An 18315-nucleotide genomic window follows, 5' to 3' on the forward strand; every position below is an offset into this window, starting at 1 on the left:
TGGACTAGGGCATGGCAAAGTTGGTACTAACGATTGATGACGATTTGTATGTTCATCGAATTATTGAAGAGGCTTTAGCGGGCTTTTGTAAGCTTATTCACGCTAAAGATGGCGAACAAGGACTTAAGCTAGCCAAAAAGCACACGCCCGACATAATTTTACTTGATATAGAAATGCCCGGTAAATCCGGCTACCAAGTATGCCAAGCACTAAAAGAAGATGAGTCAACACACGATATACCCGTTATGTTTTTGTCCTCTAAGGTGGAGCTTAACGATAGAGTAAAAGGCTACAGCGTAGGCGCGTCTGACTACATCATAAAACCCTTCAACACCGAAGAGCTAATGGCACGCATTAAAGTGCTTTATGAGTACCGGCAGCAATGTGAAAGGCTAAAATTTGATGTAGCTAAAGCGCAAGATACCGCCGCAATGGCTTTGGCGGAGTCGGGGGATATGGGGCGTATTGTTAGGTTTGTGGGGCAAAGCTATCACTCTCATAACTTTCAGTCATTAAGCGAGCACTTACTTGCCTTTTTCAGCCCGTTTAATTTAGACGTGGTTATTGTGTTTTGGTATCAAGGGGGGAGCTATTTTTATAGTTTAGAAAGTGGCGTATGCCCGCTTGAGCAGGAGCTTTTAGAGCAGCACCGTAATGCCAACCGGTTTGTTGATATTGGTAGCAGCACCATTATTAACTACCCCAAAATATCTTTATTAATTAAAAATATGCCGGCTGATAATCGTGCTTTATACGGCCGTTATAAAGACTTATTCCCGCACATACTCGAAGTGACAAACGAAAAGGTCGTTGCTATGGAAAGAAACGAAAATAGCTTTGAACAAGCCACCCAAATTAGCACTGCTTTGCAAGATATAGTAAAGCAGCTTACTAGCCAAAATGTTGTACAAAACGACTACACAAGGCAGTTTATAGAGCAGCTTCATGAACTTAACTGTGCAATTAAGCAAACACAAGCACACGCCAATCCTGCTGATTTAACTTTATACATGTCGCAATTAGACGAAACTATGCAACTGCTAGTAACCGCAAATAGTGATTTAGCGTTTATAAAGTACCAGCTTAAACAAGTGACCGAGAGCCGCAACGAATTATTGTACAACTTACGCTCTAAAGTAGAGGAGGCCAGCTCACATAGTCTTGCGCATCAAAGCGATATAGAGCTATTTTAGTGCTTTAACGCTTGTTATACTGCAGCTGAAATTTTTCGTCGGAGTGTGTAGTGGTTATTCAGTGTGCTTTTAAAGAGTGTCGCCCATATTTAAATGAGCTAGAAACGCGTTTTAACTTAGCCCAATGGGCGCAAAGTTGTAGCGGTTTTACTCTGCATTACGACGATAAAGGCCTTAGCCTTTTAAAAAGCGATGAGCCTAAACTTGGCGCAATAAACGTAGACTTTGTAACAGGTGCAGTTGCTCACAGGCGTAAGTTTGGCGGCGGCAAAGGGCAATCAATCGCAAAAGCGGTAGGGTTAAATAAAGGCGCAACCCCTGTTGTACTTGATGCCACCGCCGGGCTTGGCCGAGATGGCTTTGTGCTAGCGTCACTTGGCTGTAAGGTTATACTGCATGAGCGCCACCCTGTGGTAGCAGCTTTATTATTTGATGGCTTAAAACGCGCTTACGAAGATGCAGAGATTGGTTCGTGGATGCAGCAAAATATGAGCTTAGTGTTTGGCTCAAGCCACACGTTGTTAGAGCAGTGCGAGAGCATGCCCGATGTAGTGTATTTAGATCCTATGTTTCCACACCGAGAGAAATCAGCGTTAGTTAAAAAAGAAATGCGCGTATTTCAGGCATTAGTAGGCGCAGATACCGACGCTGATGACTTACTTGAATTCGCCTACCCACTTGCCAGTAAGCGTGTGGTCGTTAAACGCCCCGATTACGCCCCATTTTTAAACAACCAAACCCCCAGCATGCAAATTAAAACAAAAAAGAACCGTTTTGATGTGTATGTAAAAGCGGCCATGGTTTAACGGTATTATGCGTGTTGATCGGCTTTAAGGATCTAGGATCTTAGCGCGCTTTTATGTTAGAATTCGCACAATTTTTTGGCATAGTAAAGTAGCACAGCAATGATCTTAGATGATATTCGCATCGTTTTAGTTAATACCTCACACTCTGGCAACATTGGTTCGGCGGCTCGCGCCATGAAAACCATGGGTTTATCAAAACTGTATTTAGTGGACCCTGCTTGTGAAGTAGACAGCCATGCAAGCGCCTTAGCAGCCGGTGCAACCGATGTTTTAGGTAATGCGGTTATTGTTGATACCGTGGCTGATGCGATTGCCGATTGTGCATTAACTATTGGTACGAGTGCTCGTTCACGCACGCTGTCTTGGCCTATGGTTGAGCCACGTGAGTGCGGTGAAAAGCTAGTTGCTGAGGCTGTAAACGGCCCTGTAGCGCTTGTATTTGGCCGTGAAAACAGCGGTTTAACTAACGAAGAACTACAGCTGTGTAATTATCATGTATGTATTCCTGCAAATCCACAGTACAGCTCGCTTAATTTAGCTATGGCGGTACAAACACTAAGCTACGAAACGCGTATGGCGTTTTTAAATCAGCAGCCAAAGGCTGAGCAAGCAGACGATGAGACTGCTTACCCAAGCTCAAAACAAACAGAGTTATTTTACGAGCATTTAGAAGAGACGCTCGATAACACCGGTTTTATTATTAAGCAGCATCCAGGTTTAGTAATGACCAAGCTACGCCGTTTGTTTAACCGTGCACGCCCAGAAGAGGCAGAGCTGAACATACTGCGCGGTATTCTTACCTCAATTAATAAATCTATTCCTAAGTAAGGTATAGCGATTGGTTATAAAAACCTGCGGGTAAATAACGAGCTAATACTTGACTAAAACACTCAAGTAATTACAATACACCTAATACTTGACCAAAAAGGTCAGGTATTAAAAATTTGTTAATAGAACAGTGTTCTCTAATCAAATTTTTATCAAGTGATAATACTTGACTATTTTACTCTGGTAATTAAAATTTGCACTCTTTTGTGCGGGGGGCGTTATGAAGTTAACATCAAAAGGCAGATATGCCGTAACAGCTATGCTGGATGTTGCACTACATGCGAGTGTAGGTCCTGTTGCCCTTGCTGATATTTCACAAAGACAAGAAATTTCTTTGTCTTACCTTGAGCAATTATTTGCCCGTTTACGTAAAAATGGCTTAGTGAGCTCGGTTCGTGGTCCTGGCGGCGGTTATTTGCTAGGCCGAGAAGCCGCGGTTATCTCTGTTGGCGATGTAATTAGCGCCGTAGACGAATCGGTAGATGCAACACGTTGCCAAGGTGCCGATACCGGGTGTCAAAGCGGTATGCGTTGTTTAACTCATAACCTATGGTCTGATTTAAGCGCACGTATCGAAGAGTTTTTAAATAATATTACCTTAGCTGAATTGGTGGAAAAATCAGATGTAAAAGAAATCGCATCTCGCCAAGATAACAGCATCAATAATGCAATTAAGCAGTTGGAAAACATTCAAGTAAGCTGTCAACTATAAAAGTTGACCTGCAGCGGAGAGAGAAATGAAGTTACCGATTTATTTAGATTACGCAGCGACCACGCCTGTTGACGAGCGTGTTGCAAAAGAAATGATGCAATGCCTGACAATGGACGGTAATTTTGGTAATCCTGCGTCACGTTCGCACCGTTTTGGTTGGCAAGCTGAAGAAGTAGTTGACCAAGCGCGTACAGACATTGCCGATTTAATTAATGCCGACCCGCGTGAAATTGTTTTCACATCGGGCGCAACAGAATCAAATAACCTTGCAATTAAAGGTGCAGCGCAGTTTTATAAAAAGAAAGGTAAGCACGTTATTACCGCTAAAACTGAGCACAAAGCAGTAATCGATACGTGTCGTGAACTTGAGCGCCAAGGCTTTGAAGTAACCTACATGGACGTTGAAGAAAACGGCCTATTGGATCTTAAAAAGCTTGAAGAAACTATGCGTGACGACACTATTCTTGTCAGCATTATGCACGTTAATAACGAGCTAGGTGTAATTCAAGATATCAATACTATTGGTGAAATGTGTCGCGAACGTAAAATTATGTTCCACGTAGATGCAGCACAAAGCGCAGGTAAAGTATTAATCGACGTACAACAGCTTAAAGTTGATTTTATGTCGTTCTCAGGCCACAAAGTATATGGCCCTAAAGGTGTTGGCGCACTTTACGTTCGTCGTAAACCACGTGCTCGCCTAGAAGCGCAAATGCACGGTGGCGGCCATGAACGTGGTATGCGTTCAGGTACACTTGCAACTCATCAGCTAGTAGGTATGGGTGCAGCATTTAGAATTGCTAAGCAAGATTTTGAAAAAGATCACGCACACATCAGCGCATTACGTAAACGCCTAATTGACGGCATTATGGCTGATATGGACGAAGTATACTTTAACGGCGCACAAGACCAATCAGTACCAGGTATTGTAAACATCAGCTTCAACTTTGTTGAAGGTGAGTCGTTACTTATGGCAGTAAAAGACATAGCGGTATCATCAGGGTCTGCGTGTACATCGGCAAGCTTAGAGCCTTCATATGTACTACGCGCACTTGGCCGTAACGACGAACTAGCACACAGCTCAATTCGTTTTAGTATTGGCCGTTTTACTACCGAAGAAGAAATTGATTACACCGTTGAATTAATGAAAAACTCTATCGGTCGCCTACGCGAGATGTCTCCTTTATGGGAAATGCATCAAGAAGGTGTTGATTTAGATTCAGTTGAATGGGCTCACCACTAATACGAGTGAGCACCTACCGTAGCAGGTAATGAGGATAGAATTATGGCTTATAGTGATAAAGTAATCGACCACGTAGAAAACCCACGTAATGTTGGTGTTTTAGACAAAAATGATCCGTCAGTGGCAACGGGTATGGTTGGCGCACCAGCATGTGGTGACGTAATGAAATTGCAAATTAAAGTATCGTCTGAAGGCGTTATTGAAGATGCAAAATTTAAAACATACGGTTGTGGCAGTGCAATTGCTTCATCATCGCTTGTAACAGAGTGGGTGAAAGGCAAAACACTAGACGAAGCATCAACTATTAAAAACACTGATATCAGTGCAGAGCTTGAATTACCACCAGTGAAAATTCACTGTTCAATTTTAGCTGAAGATGCAATTCAAGCAGCAATTGCTGATTACAAAAGCAAACAAGCGAAGTAAGAGAAATTCATGGCAGTGACATTGACAGATGCGGCAGCAAACCGCGTACAATCATTTTTAGCAAACCGCGGTAAAGGTTTAGGCCTGCGCGTTGGCATTAAAACGACGGGCTGTTCAGGTCTTGCTTATGTACTCGAGTTTGTTGATGAGCTTAACGAAGACGATGAAACCTTTAAAGCTAAAGGCGTTACCTTAATTGTTGACGCTAAAAGCTTGGTTTACATTGACGGCACTGAGCTTGACTACACCAAAGAAGGCTTAAATGAAGGGTTTAAATTTAATAACCCTAACCAAGCCGACGAGTGTGGTTGTGGCGAAAGCTTTACTGTTTAAGCTCAGCTACCTTTGTAGTATTTTTAAGCCCTGCCAGTAATTGTAGGGCTTTGTTATTTGTGAAATTTGTATTTCTAAATTTTATTGGTTGAAGCTATGCGTTACTTTGAGTTATTTGCAATACCAGTTGATTACAACATTGACTTGGCAACAATAAATAAGCATTACCTAGAGCTGCAGCGCGCAGTGCATCCCGATCGCCACGCTAATGCGAGCAGCCGTGATAAGTTAATGGCCGTACAAAGTACCGCTGAAATTAACGATGCGCTACAAACGCTAAAACACCCAGTAAAACGAGCTGAATATATGCTCAGCGAACTAGGTGTTGATATTCGAGCTGAGCAACAAACACTGCAAGATCCAATGTTCTTAATGCAGCAAATGGAACTGCGTGAGGAGCTTGAAGAGCTCGCTTCAGCAAGTAATCCTGAGGCCGCTATCGCCAATTTTGAATCACAAATAAAGCAATTAAAAATCCAATACAGTAATGAACTTGCCGAGCAACTTGCAAGTAACGACGAGGCGCAATATCAACAAGCTGCTGACAACATTCGCAAATTAAAGTTTGTATATAAATTAGAAGACGAACTTGAGCGTATTGAAGACAGTTTATTTGACGATTAATTACTTGCTGTAAAGCGAGCAACACGAGTTTAAAGAGCATTATGGCATTATTGCAAATTGCTGAGCCGGGGCAGAGCGCGGCACCACATGAACACAAATTAGCAATAGGTATTGACCTAGGTACCACTAATTCATTGGTTGCAACGGTACAAAGTGGCGAAGCCCGCACATTAACAGATGACCTTGGTGCAGCGATGTTGCCATCGGTTGTGCGTTACCAAGCTGGGGGCATCACGGTAGGCACCGATGCTGCACAAGCTGCAACACAAGACCCAGCCAATACCCTTATTTCGGTTAAGCGTTTTTTAGGTAAAACCCAAGCCGAAATAGAGCAAAGCTACGGCCAATTACCTTACCAATTTTGTGAAGATAACGGCTCGCTTGCCATTCAAACCGATGCCGGAAAAATCAGCCCTGTTAAAGCCTCTAGCCATATTTTAGCGGCTCTAAAAGCGCGTGCAGAGCAAAGCTTTGGTAATCAAGACATTTTAGGAGCAGTAATTACGGTGCCTGCGTACTTTGATGACGCACAGCGCCAAAGCACTAAAGATGCAGCCGAACTTGCTGGCATTAACGTATTACGTTTATTAAACGAGCCAACCGCTGCGGCAGTCGCTTATGGGTTAGACTCGGGCCAAGAAGGTATCATTGCTGTTTACGATTTAGGCGGCGGCACCTTTGATATTTCTATACTTCGCTTACACCAAGGTGTGTTTGAAGTAATGGCAACTGGCGGTGATTCAAGCTTAGGTGGCGATGATTTCGATTCGTTATTAGTCGATTACTTTAAGCAGCAAACAGGTGTGCCATCATTATCCCCCTCAGTTTTACGTTTATTCATCAATAAAGCAAAAGCGTGTAAAGAAGCGCTAAGCCAGTACGCAAAAGTAAATGTAGTACTTGAATTTGGCGAGCAAAAACACACCGTAGAAGTGACACGCGAGACCTTTGACGAGCTGGCTATGCCACTTGTTAAAAAAACACTTCGTTCGTGTCGTCGTGCAGTAAAAGATGCCGGCATCGAAAACGAAGAAGTGCTGCAAGTTGTAATGGTAGGTGGTTCAACTCGCATGCCACTGGTTCGCAGCCAAGTTGAAGGTTTTTTTGAAAAAGAGCCGCTAACATCAATCGACCCGGATCGTGTTGTTGCACTAGGTGCAGCATTACAAGCTGATGTATTAGTAGGTAATAAGCCCGATTCTGACATGCTATTACTTGATGTATTGCCACTGTCACTTGGCCTTGAAACGATGGGTGGGTTAGTTGAAAAAATAATTCCGCGTAATACCACTATTCCCGTTGCTCGTGCGCAAGAATTTACTACCTTTAAAGACGGCCAAACGGCAATGTCTTTACATGTGCTACAAGGTGAGCGCGAGCTGGTTGACGATTGCCGCTCGCTGGCTAAATTTAGCCTAAAAGGCATACCGGCTATGGCAGCAGGCGCTGCACATATTCGTGTTACCTTTAAAGTGGATGCCGATGGCTTGTTAAGTGTATCAGCAATGGAAAAATCAACTGGTGTGCAAGCTGAAATCCAAGTTAAACCATCATTTGGCTTATCTGATGACCAAGTAGCTAACATGCTTAAAGAGTCAATGAGTAACGCTAAAGACGACATGCAAGCACGTATGCTTAAAGAGCAACAAGTAGAGGCGCTGCGTGTTATAGAAGCACTAGAGGCGTCACTTGCTAGCGACGGTGACTTGCTCGACGATATTCAACTTGCTAATTTAAAAGCTGAAATAAGCGAGCTTGCTAAAGTGCGCGAAACCGCGCAGCAACCAGGTGATATTAAAGCTGCAATTGAAAAAGTAGATAACGCTAGCAGCGATTTTGCCTCGCGCAGAATGGATGCATCAATTAAAAAGGCCCTTACAGGGCAGTCAGTAGACAACGTTTAAAGAGGTTAGAATGCCACAAATTATTTTTCTTCCCCATCCGGAATTATGTCCTGACGGTGCAGCACTTGAAGCGCCTGCGGGCGAAACAGTCCTTGATGTGGCCCTTAAAAACGGCATTAGCATTCCACACGCATGTGAAAAATCGTGTGCATGTACTACATGCCATTTAGTGATCCGCGAAGGCTTTGACTCACTAGACGAAAGCGATGAGCTAGAAGACGACATGCTAGATAAAGCATGGGGCTTAGAGTCAGAATCTCGCTTAGGATGCCAAGCAGTTATTAGAGATGAAGACTTAGTGGTTGAAATACCTAAGTACAATCTCAATATCGTTAATGAAGAGCACTAGTTTTTAATTAACGAGAATTTTTTAAAAGCCGCTGTTTTTTACAGCGGCTTTTTTGTTTTAGAGATTGTATAGCACGTAGCAGCGACTTTATGTCGCGTTTTTAAATGAATGATCACGTAATCATAATCGCCGGGTAAACCCGCTGCTACATTTATACCGTAGCAGCGACTTTACGTCGCGTTTTTAAATGAATGACCACGTAATTATAATCGCGGGGTAAACCCGCTGCTACATTTACACCGTAGCAGCGACTTTACGTCGCGTTTTTTAAATAGGCCTAGATCTAAAATGATCACGTTTTTCAGGTCGAATTACAGTCAAGGAATTATCGCTTTTGGCTAAACCCGCTGCTACGCGTTTTACCTAACCCATAAAACTATTTCGGAGGTCTATTTTGAGTAATCTAATTTTTTGTGACTCGTTTATTAATGGTGAATTTTATAAAACCAATAAACGTTTTAGCGTTGACGACCCCGCGACCGAAAAAAGTATTGTTGAAGTAAGTGATATAGACGAGCAAGGCGTTAATAGCGCAATAAATGCAGCGCAAGGTGCCTTTGTTAAGTTAAAATCAACCAATGCCACTGAGCGAAGTAATACGCTAATGCGTTGGTATGAGCTGGTAATAAAACACAAGCAAACGCTTGCTGAGCTAATGACAAAAGAGCAAGGTAAACCGCTTAAAGAGTCGTTAGGTGAAATAGACTATGGCGCTGGGTTTATAAAATGGTTTGCAGAAGAAGCTAAACGCAGTTACGGCGATGTGATCCCCCCAACCGACGATACACATAGATTAACGAGCTTTAAACAACCTGTAGGCGTTGTGGCTGGCATTACTCCTTGGAACTTTCCGGTTGCTATGGTGACACGTAAAGTGGCGCCAGCATACGCTGCAGGCTGTAGCTTTGTGCTAAAACCTTCTGAATATACACCTTTATGTGCTTTGGCGTTGGCATACCTTGCCGATCAAGCCGGGTTTGTAAAAGGAGCTTTTAACGTACTGATTTCGCAAGACGCAAAAACAGTCGGACAAATACTTACTGACTCAGAAGTGGTGCGCAAATTTACTTTTACAGGTTCAACAGGCGTAGGCAAGCAGTTACTTTCTCAGTGTGCGGGTACGATTAAACGTACCTCCATGGAACTTGGCGGAAACGCCCCCTTTATTATTTTTGATAACGCCGATATAGACGAAGCAATCGAAGGCCTTATGGCGGCTAAGTTTAGAAACAGTGGCCAAGCATGTGTAGCCGCAAACCGCATTTTTATTCAGCGCAGTATTTTAGATGAAGTGCTGAGTAAAATTACGCCTAAAGTAGCCGCATTAAAAGTAGCCAATGGGTTTGAAGAGGACGTAGACATTGGCCCCCTTATTTACCCAAAAGCGAAAGAAAAAGTGCAGCAGCTTGTGCAAGATGCACTTGATAAAGGCGCAGACCTAATAGGGGATAACAGCGACTTAGGCGGCAGCTTTCAAAACCCGCTTATTGTTAATAACGTAACGACCGAAATGGATATATACCACGAAGAAGTATTTGGCCCGGTATTAACGGTTATTCCTTTTGATGAGGAAAGCGAAGTACTTGCCCTTGCTAACGATGTTCCATATGGCTTAGCGGCTTATTTTTATAGTCAAAATATCAAGCAGGTTTATCGTATTAGCGAAGGGCTTGAGTTTGGCATGGTTGGTGTTAATGAAGGGGTTATATCTAACCCTGTAGCACCGTTTGGTGGAGTTAAGCAATCAGGCTTAGGCCGAGAAGGCGGCCATCAAGGGCTTGATGAATACCTTGAAGAAAAGTACGTGTGTATCAAAGTTTAAAAACGATGACACCAGAAACCATGAAAAATTGGTTACCCAGCACGGTTTAGGTTACTAATACCAATTTGCTTAATTAAGTGATCTATAACTACAGGTTACCTTTTTATTGCTAGATATAGGCCTTAGTGCTACATTTACGGCATAATTTTTGTTTAAAAATAATCAAAAATAAAAAGAATTTCTACTTGTAGAAATAACCCGTGTGTAAATGCCACCGCAAGGTGGCATTTTTTATAGCTTGATGGCTAAACTCCACGCCCTCGATAAGCATTTTTAATTATACCGCAGATTCAAACTCGCCTATTTTTATAGTATTACTTCGATACATTTTTAATAAAAATCTAAACGCACTTTAGATTGGATGCTATTTTAAAACGTATTTAAAAACAAAAATTAATATAAATAAAAATGGGTGTGTGAAAAGTTATTTCATTGAGGGTAATAAATTAATAATTTATTTTAAATATTGCTAGGAAGTTTATATGAAAAAATAAGAAGAGAAAAAATGGGGCGATTGACGGGGCTTGAACCCGCGACAACCGGAATCACAATCCGGGGCTCTACCAACTGAGCTACAACCGCCACTACACACCTCGTTTGGTGTGGCGCGCATAATACATAATATTATAAATGTTGTGAAGCCTAAAATTAAAAAAAATCAAAAAAAATAAATATTTCATAAAATTGCCTACTATCAGTAAAGGTTCATAAAGAGTGTGTAGCGTATTAGCGCTGATAATAAAAATTATTTTGTAGTGATAATTTACTATTTAATGAGAATAAAATGTAAATTAATGTATACTCACTTGCGGGAAATTGCTTAATAAAAACTATTTGGAGTTACTATGGATTCAATACTTACTTGGCTAAACGAAAACTCAGGCCTAATTTTACACTACGGTATTCAAGCAGTTATTGCGCTTGTTATCTTTTTACTTGGTAGCCGTATTGCCAAGTTTTGTGCAGGCTTAACAGAAAAAACATTCGATAAAAAGAAAGTTGATAAAGCTGTAGGCTCATTTGTATCGAGTATAGTTTATGCCATCGTATTTGCTGCCACTATTTTAATGGCACTTTCGCAAATCGGTATAGAAACAACCTCGTTTATTGCTATTTTAGGTGCGGCTGGCCTAGCTGTTGGTTTAGCGCTGCAAGGTTCGCTGTCTAACTTTGCATCTGGCGTACTTATTATATTGCTTCGTCCATTTAAATCTGGTGAGTTTGTTGAAGCTGGCGGTAAAATGGGCACAGTTAAAAAAATCGAAATATTCTCTACAGAGCTTCGCACTCCAGATAACAAAGTAATTATCGTACCAAATTCACAAATTATGTCTGGTGCTATTACTAACTTCTCGCGTGAGTCTACTCGCCGTATCGATTTAGTAATTGGTGTAGGTTACGATGCTGACTTACGTAAAACAAAAGAAGTATTACAGTCAGTACTTGACGCAGAGACTCGTTTACTTAAAGATCCAGCATACACTGTTGCAGTTTCTGAACTTGCAGACTCAAGCGTAAACTTTATTGTGCGTCCTTGGGTAAACTCTGGTGATTACTGGCCAACGTACTGGGCATTATTAGAGAACATTAAAATTGCATTAGATGATGCAGACATTACAATCCCATTTCCACAAATGGATGTACATTTACACAAGCAAGACTAATACAAATCCGCAATAATACTTAATCATTTTGCGGGGTTAAACGTGTCGCTATCTGCGTTAAAAAATTCTCATTTAGAACAACTAAATAGCGAATTTTTTGCCTGGCTATCAACACGTTTTTCCAGCCTCAAAATAGATTACTTAATTAAGCGAATTAGTATAATTTTTAGGATTAAATAGGTTATTTTTAATGAAATTAAAGCTTTTAACACTTTTAGTTGCAGCATCTGCTGCAACTAACGCATTCGCTGAAGACGCAGAGAAAAAAACGTGGGAAGTAACAAGCGAGCTAGGTGCTATTGTCACTAGTGGTAACACTGAAACTACAACATTAAAAGGCGGTTTAAAGGTATTACATCACCTAGAAAACTGGAATAATGAGTACAAAATCGACGGCATCTATAAAGAAGATGAAGTAGAAGATGACAACGGCGACAAAGACAAACAGCGTACGAACGAAAAGTACTCTGCATCTGCACAAGGTAATTACAAATTAAATGAAAAGAATTCTCATTTATTCATTTATGGTTCACACGTTTCAGACTACTTTGGCGCGTATAGGACTGAATCTGTAATTTCTGCTGGTTACGGCTTACGTTTAATTGACCAACCAGATATGTGGTTAAATGCAGAGTTTGGTCCGGGTTACAAATTTTTTGAATACTCAGACGACAGCACGCAAGTTGATGACGACGGTAACCTACTTGCAGGCGAAAGCGACAGTGAAGTAATTGCTTTAGGTAAACTTGATTACAACTGGAAGATTTCAGACAGTGCACGTTTTACTCAACTTGTATCGGTTGAGTACGGTGATTCAAACACCAAAACGCGTTCAGAAACTGCATTACTAGCAAAAATAAATGGCTCGCTGCAAATGAAAGTCGCTTTTAATGTTACCAACAACTCAGATGTTGCTGATGACGAAGAAAGCACAGATACAGAGACGTCATTAACGTTAGTTTACAGTTTTTAACCAAAAACCGTATTTAATGACATTTAAGTGACAAAAGGGACGAAAGTCCCTTTTTTATTGTAGAGCTTTATTTAAAACGGGTTTAAAAACATTCTCCGCAATATATATGGAACCTTCTAATGTGAGGTGTCCATAGTCCCAAACTAAAGGGGTGTTATTGTCATCAACTTTAGCTAAACATTTATGACCCGAAGAACAAAGTGTATCTATAATCGATACGTATTGTATCGAAGAGTTATTATAACGCTTTTTCAATATTGTGTTTACTTGTGTGGTTTCTTTAACAAAGTATATATCGTCTATATATTTTTCTTGAACATCGAAATGGCGCTTAACAATTGCTTTGGGTAGTGAAGGCCTCCACTGAGGTACCGGCCCTGCCAATATAATTTGAGCATTAATGTTGTTTCTTTCCAAAAACGCCACTATTTCAAAAAAATCATTTTTATGGTGGTCTAACTTTTGCGCTAATACAATTACCTTAGGGTGAATCTTTAAAATAGCTTCAGCCGCTTTTTTGTTAGATCTATCACATGCTTTTTTGAACTCTCCTTTGCTCACACTATCCTCTTTTACCAGAGGCCTACAGCCAGAAGTTGCTACTTGATTGAAATTCACTCTATTTAGAGTTTTTCTAAGCCCGTACCCCAATGCTTGAGCGTGTGAGTCTCCCCATACAAAAATACCGCCACTGCCGCCATTCGTACATGTGTTTGCAATATTTACTTTTGCTAGACTACCATCATAGTAGTTACATTCAGATCTATATGCTTGCTTTACAAAGCTAGAGACGTAACTTGCTTTTTGATATCTTTTTAAATAAAGCGCCGTATCAGATTGAGCTGCACTTCTAGCTTTTAAGTCAGCGCCAGTTGTGGAATAAATAGCTACAGAGAGGAGGGCAATAAACAGTGTGATTAATACAGGTTTAAATTTAATAATATTAGTAATAGACAAATTGGATGGTTGTCTGAAGTTAATAGATTCAATATATCTGTAAGACAGCACTCCGAAAAACACAGATAGAAAAATGTAAACTATTGGCGAGCTATGGCCCCCTGAACGTTCATAGTAAAAAATAACTAAGGGCCAGTGCCACAAATAGATAGAGTAAGACCATGTTCCTATTTTTTGAAATATATAGTTTCCAGTTAAAAAACTATAATTATCACGTGCAATAATAATTAGGTACGCACCAAGGCAAGGTATTAAAGCTAAAAAACCTGGCCAATAGTTTGTTTCGTCAATTAATATATAGCTAGCGAGTATCAGAGCTATACCTATTAAATGAGAGGTTTTCCTTACCGTGCTATTGAATTTGAACGGATACAAATAAGCAAGTCCACCAATCATCATTTCCCATGCTCTTGATGATAAAAAATAATAAGCTAGATTAGGGGTGGTGTAACTTGCATATATACAGTACAAAAACCCAACAATGGTTGAGCACAAAATAAACTTTTTTATTGCGCTAAGAGTAAACTTCCTTTTTAACAAAAGTAATAGTGCAGGGTAAATGATATAGAATTGCCATTCGACTGATAAAGACCACGTGTGCAATAACCATTTCTCGTGTGAAATTGCATCAAAATAGCCAGACTCTCGCCAATAAGCTAAGTTAGAAATAAACCCCATACTTACGCTAGTGTGCTTGCTAAGCAGCTGAAATTCAGAAGGAATTAAGTAAAGCCAACCATAAAGTAGTAGTGCTAAGCAGAGTGTGGCTAAAGCAGGAATAATTCTACGCGCGCGTGCTATATAAAAGCTGAATAGAGAAAAATTGTTAGCATCGAGCTTTTTGAAAATAATTCCTGTCATTAAATAACCAGAAATAACAAAAAAAACATCTACACCAGCAAACCCACCAGGTAGCGTGGCTGGATTAAAATGAAATAGTACAACGGCTATTACTGCAAAAGCCCTTAGTCCATTAATATCTTTTCTAAACTGCATAAATAAAAAGAAATGTCCGTAATAAATATGCTGCAAGTATATATATAAGCTTAACTCTAAGCAAAAGCGTTAAAGTATGGCGCAGCTAGAAGGGATTATTTATCGATACCAAAGCTTGTATTATCTAAGTGTTAAAGTGCTCGCTTAAATAGTAAGTGTATAATATTTCAAGGTTCTTTCAGATTTCGAAAGTTGAATTCTTAGCAATATGTTTTGAATTTAGGTAAAGCTAAGTATATGTCCCCCATAAATAGGCGATAACGTAGAATAAAAGTCAAAAAGGGTTATCTAATCGTTCCGTTTGGAAGAAATTACTCTTTGTTGCCTACACGGATGTAGGTAAGGAGCGTGAGCAGGACGCGGAAGCTTTGCCTATACTGGTGTAATTTTCTTGAATAAAGCACGGGGCGTAATCGGGCTCCCTAGAGTGAAAGCCTAACGTTGCAATAAAATTCTCTCTAGGTTAAACAATTTGTAATCCAAAAGATTAATACCTCATGTATATTTTACGTTTTCCGTGGTGTACTAAACCCTGTTACTTACTGAAAAATAATATAAAGTTAGGCCATATTAATATTCAATATAGTTAATACAAATAGCTAGCTTCTTAATCCTCTGCGCTTCTATTTAAAAGCAAATAATGTATGATAGCTGAAATTTTCGGTCGTCGATTAGGGATATATACACTCGTGAAAGCTTTGAAATATTACGTAAGTTTTTTATTTTTAGTTTTTAGCGTTAATTTATTAGCGTTTACACCAACAGCAGCTCAGCTTGAACAGTTTAAAAATTTACCACGTGCTCAGCAAGAGGCTTTAGCTAAGCAGTACGGTGTAGATATTTCAGCTATTACAGGTGATGGGCAAGCCTCAAAAGCAAGTAACTCATCTCAACCAATATCTATTGGAGAACGTTTTGACGAGAAAGAGAAAACCTTAACCGATGAAGAGCGGTTTAAGCCTAAAGTCGAGGAACTGAAACCGTTTGGATATGAACTTTTTGCTGGTGAACCAACTACCTTTATGCCAAGTGAAAATGCTTCAATCCCAGATAGTTATACTATTGGTACTGGCGATGAGCTAAAAATTAGCTTTTATGGGAAAGAGAGTAACAGCTTTGATGTAACTGTTGACAGAGAGGGACGCATTAGCATACCTAATCTCAGCCCTGTAGAGGTCGCAGGCCTCACTTTCGCTGAAGTAAAAGAATTAATTAAATTAAAGGTAGACCAAGAGGTTATTGGGGTTAAGGCATTTGTATCATTAGGGCAGCTACGCAGCATGCGTATTCTTGTTTTAGGTGAAGCTTATAAACCCGGTAGTTATAGCGTCTCATCATTAACTACAGTGTCGCATGCTTTGTTTGTTAGTGGTGGGGTATCAGATATAGCTTCACTTCGAAATATACAAGTAAAGCGCTCTGGTCAGGTTATTACTAACTTCGATCTCTATGATTTACTCATCAAAGGCGACAGTAGTAACGATATAGTATTAAAACCAGGCGATGTTGTCTTTGTTCCTCCAGTAGGAAAACAAGTAACTGTTGAGGGGTTAGTAAAGCGCCCAGCAATATTTGAGCTAAAAGCGGGCGAAACAGCAAAGCAATTACTCGCTATGGCAGGTGGGCTTAAACCAGGAGCATATGCTAAAAATGCAGTTGTAGAGCGCTTTAACGCTGAGCGAAAGGAAATTCTTTCTATTGATTTTACAAAATCTCAAGTTAACTATACCCCTCAAGATGGCGATCGTTTACGTTTTAATTCAATAAGTGAACAATATTTAAACTCTATTAGTTTAATTGGTGCTGTGGCACGCCCTGGGAGTTATGAATGGCAACCAGGCAAGCGAATTTCTGATGTTTTAAAGTCTGTACGTGGCGACCTACTTCCACAAGCTGATCTAAGCTATGGCCTGGTTATTCGTGAAATAAATATTAATGGTGACATAGAAATTCATCAATTTGATGTAGCGCAAGCAATAGTCAAAAATAAGAAAAACGACTTAAAGCTGCAAGCAAACGATAAAGTTATTATCTTTAGCCGATTCGAAGAGAAAGAAGTTGAGCAAGTGGCATTAGCTAATATGGCTTTAAGTGAAAAGCAGCGCATTCAGCAACTTAAAACTCAGCAATGGCAAAAATTTCAACAAAAAGAATTTGAAAAGTACATCGGTATAAACGAAAAGGAACAAGAGTTAATAACTGATAATGATCAAATATTAACAATAGCAGAATATACTGAGCGTAAAAAAGAGGAAGAGCAAAGCTTAAAACCTGAAGATTACGCAACATTTAGTCGTTTTAATCTTTTAGAACCAATTATTGCAAAGCTACGAAAGCAAGCCTCTTTTAGCCAAAACATGCAGTTAGTTGAAATCTCAGGGCATGTAACCTACCCAGGAATTTACCCGTTGTCAGTAGGTGGAAAAGTGAGCGACTTAATTGCTGCTGCAGGAGGTTTGTTAGAGTCGGCTTACGTAAAGCAAGCAGAAATTACACGTATAGCGGGATCAGATATCTCTGAGGTTGAACACATACAATTTGACTTGCAAAGTGTCGTTAGTGGCGATAATCGCGACAATGTAACGCTAAAAAGTAAGGATAGTTTAAATATATTCCCTATTCCAAATTGGCAAGAAAATGTAAAAGTTGAGTTAAAAGGGGAGGTTAAATTTCCTGGGGAATATACCATAAGACGAGGCGAGACTTTAAATGACTTACTAAAAAGAGCGGGTGGCTTTTCACAATTTGCTGAGCAAAGTGCCGCTGTTTTCACTCGTAAGTCTATAAAAAAGCAGGAGCAAGAGCAATTAGCTCGTTTATCTACAGAGTTACGTCGCGATATAGCCTCAAAGAGCTTCCAAAGTTCTATAACCAGCAATTCTTTATCGTACGACGAAATGAATAATCTACTTGATGATTTAGCCAATGTTAAAGCGGTAGGGCGCTTAGTCATTAATTTACCATTAATAGTACAAAATAAACAAAAGCTAGTTTTACAAGATGGAGACATGTTGTTTGTCCCTAGTAAGCGTGATTCTATAAGTGTAATAGGGGAAGTTAACTACTCAACATCGCACTTGTATGAAAGAGGCGTATCAATTGAAGATTACATAAATAAAAGTGGTGGCCTAAAATCCAGAGCAGCGGATGATCGTATTTATATAATAAAAGCCAATGGCTCAGTTAAAGTGCCTAACAAAAGTAGCTGGTTTGCAGCGAATGAAGCAACGATGCTAGAGCCTGGTGATACTATAGTAGTGCCATTAAATGCAGAGCATATGGATAAACTAACTCTGTGGAGTAAAGCGACTCAAGTTTTATATCAATTAGGTGTCGCAGTTGCTGCTTTAAGTGCGCTTTAATTAGGGACAAATGTTCATAAAAAGTTACGAATAAAATAGTAATTAAAAGTCTTAACATTCAAAAGGTTGAACATTATTCAACCTTTTTTTTATGCTTTGCAACACATTTTTATTAATAAACCC

General features: G+C 40.0%; 15 protein-coding genes and 1 tRNA gene. 14 read left to right on the top strand and 2 right to left on the bottom strand.

Annotated features, from left to right (window positions below):
- Nucleotides 1–11 precede the first annotated feature (11 nt).
- From B4F91_RS14065 to B4F91_RS14115, 11 genes are all read left to right on the top strand, one after another.
- A complete protein-coding gene (locus tag B4F91_RS14065; RefSeq protein WP_286938838.1) occupies nucleotides 12–1193 on the top strand; it encodes a response regulator in 1182 nt (393 codons plus the stop codon).
- 50 nt (nucleotides 1194–1243) lie between these two features.
- Entirely contained in the window at nucleotides 1244–1999 is a 756-nt protein-coding gene (locus tag B4F91_RS14070) for a class I SAM-dependent methyltransferase (RefSeq protein ID WP_004585768.1), read from the top strand.
- A gap of 99 nt (nucleotides 2000–2098) precedes the next feature.
- Entirely contained in the window at nucleotides 2099–2827 is a 729-nt protein-coding gene (trmJ, locus tag B4F91_RS14075; RefSeq protein WP_054982876.1) for a tRNA (cytosine(32)/uridine(32)-2'-O)-methyltransferase TrmJ, read from the top strand.
- A gap of 220 nt (nucleotides 2828–3047) precedes the next feature.
- Nucleotides 3048–3539, top strand: a complete 492-nt coding sequence (gene iscR, locus B4F91_RS14080; RefSeq protein ID WP_004585770.1) for a Fe-S cluster assembly transcriptional regulator IscR — start codon at nucleotides 3048–3050, stop codon at nucleotides 3537–3539.
- A gap of 25 nt (nucleotides 3540–3564) precedes the next feature.
- A complete protein-coding gene (locus tag B4F91_RS14085; RefSeq protein WP_004585771.1) occupies nucleotides 3565–4782 on the top strand; it encodes an IscS subfamily cysteine desulfurase in 1218 nt (405 codons plus the stop codon).
- Between the two features lie 42 nt (nucleotides 4783–4824).
- The gene (gene iscU / locus B4F91_RS14090; RefSeq protein ID WP_004585772.1) at nucleotides 4825–5208 is read left to right on the top strand and encodes a Fe-S cluster assembly scaffold IscU; all 384 of its coding nucleotides are present in this window, start codon (nucleotides 4825–4827) and stop codon (nucleotides 5206–5208) included.
- 9 nt (nucleotides 5209–5217) lie between these two features.
- On the top strand, nucleotides 5218–5541 hold the full coding sequence (gene iscA / locus B4F91_RS14095; RefSeq protein WP_004585773.1) for an iron-sulfur cluster assembly protein IscA: 324 nt from the start codon (nucleotides 5218–5220) through the stop codon (nucleotides 5539–5541).
- 96 nt (nucleotides 5542–5637) lie between these two features.
- Nucleotides 5638–6165 (top strand): co-chaperone HscB, encoded by a 528-nt coding sequence (gene hscB / locus B4F91_RS14100; protein WP_004585774.1) that lies wholly within the window; start codon nucleotides 5638–5640, stop codon nucleotides 6163–6165.
- 41 nt (nucleotides 6166–6206) lie between these two features.
- Nucleotides 6207–8069, top strand: coding sequence for a Fe-S protein assembly chaperone HscA (gene hscA, locus B4F91_RS14105; RefSeq protein WP_288635902.1), 1863 nt, complete (start codon nucleotides 6207–6209; stop codon nucleotides 8067–8069).
- A 10-nt stretch (nucleotides 8070–8079) separates the two neighbouring features.
- Nucleotides 8080–8418, top strand: a complete 339-nt coding sequence (fdx, locus tag B4F91_RS14110; protein ID WP_004585776.1) for an ISC system 2Fe-2S type ferredoxin — start codon at nucleotides 8080–8082, stop codon at nucleotides 8416–8418.
- Nucleotides 8419–8812: 394 nt separating this feature from the next.
- Nucleotides 8813–10240 carry an NAD-dependent succinate-semialdehyde dehydrogenase gene (locus tag B4F91_RS14115; RefSeq protein WP_286938225.1) on the top strand — a complete coding sequence of 476 codons (1428 nt, stop codon included), beginning with the start codon at nucleotides 8813–8815 and terminating at the stop codon, nucleotides 10238–10240.
- A gap of 506 nt (nucleotides 10241–10746) precedes the next feature.
- Here B4F91_RS14115 and B4F91_RS14120 read toward each other — a convergent pair.
- Nucleotides 10747–10822, bottom strand: a tRNA-His gene (locus B4F91_RS14120).
- Between the two features lie 263 nt (nucleotides 10823–11085).
- On the opposite strand from B4F91_RS14120, the gene B4F91_RS14125 reads away from it, so the two are divergent.
- Both B4F91_RS14125 and B4F91_RS14130 read left to right on the top strand, forming a co-directional pair.
- Complete coding sequence (locus tag B4F91_RS14125) at nucleotides 11086–11904, top strand: mechanosensitive ion channel family protein (protein WP_024032471.1); 819 nt, start codon at nucleotides 11086–11088, stop codon at nucleotides 11902–11904.
- Nucleotides 11905–12094: 190 nt separating this feature from the next.
- Nucleotides 12095–12877, top strand: a complete 783-nt coding sequence (locus B4F91_RS14130) for a DUF481 domain-containing protein (protein WP_096041093.1) — start codon at nucleotides 12095–12097, stop codon at nucleotides 12875–12877.
- A gap of 54 nt (nucleotides 12878–12931) precedes the next feature.
- Here B4F91_RS14130 and B4F91_RS14135 read toward each other — a convergent pair whose 3' ends face one another.
- On the bottom strand, nucleotides 12932–14830 hold the full coding sequence (locus B4F91_RS14135; RefSeq protein ID WP_096041094.1) for an acyltransferase family protein: 1899 nt from the start codon (nucleotides 14828–14830) through the stop codon (nucleotides 12932–12934).
- Nucleotides 14831–15519: 689 nt separating this feature from the next.
- On the opposite strand from B4F91_RS14135, the gene B4F91_RS14140 reads away from it, so the two are divergent.
- Complete coding sequence (locus B4F91_RS14140) at nucleotides 15520–18192, top strand: SLBB domain-containing protein (protein WP_257125142.1); 2673 nt, start codon at nucleotides 15520–15522, stop codon at nucleotides 18190–18192.
- The last annotated feature ends 123 nt before the right edge of the window (nucleotides 18193–18315 follow it).

Source organism: Pseudoalteromonas sp. UBA6610 (assembly GCF_002433295.1).
Taxonomy (GTDB): Bacteria; Pseudomonadota; Gammaproteobacteria; order Enterobacterales; family Alteromonadaceae; genus Pseudoalteromonas; species Pseudoalteromonas atlantica.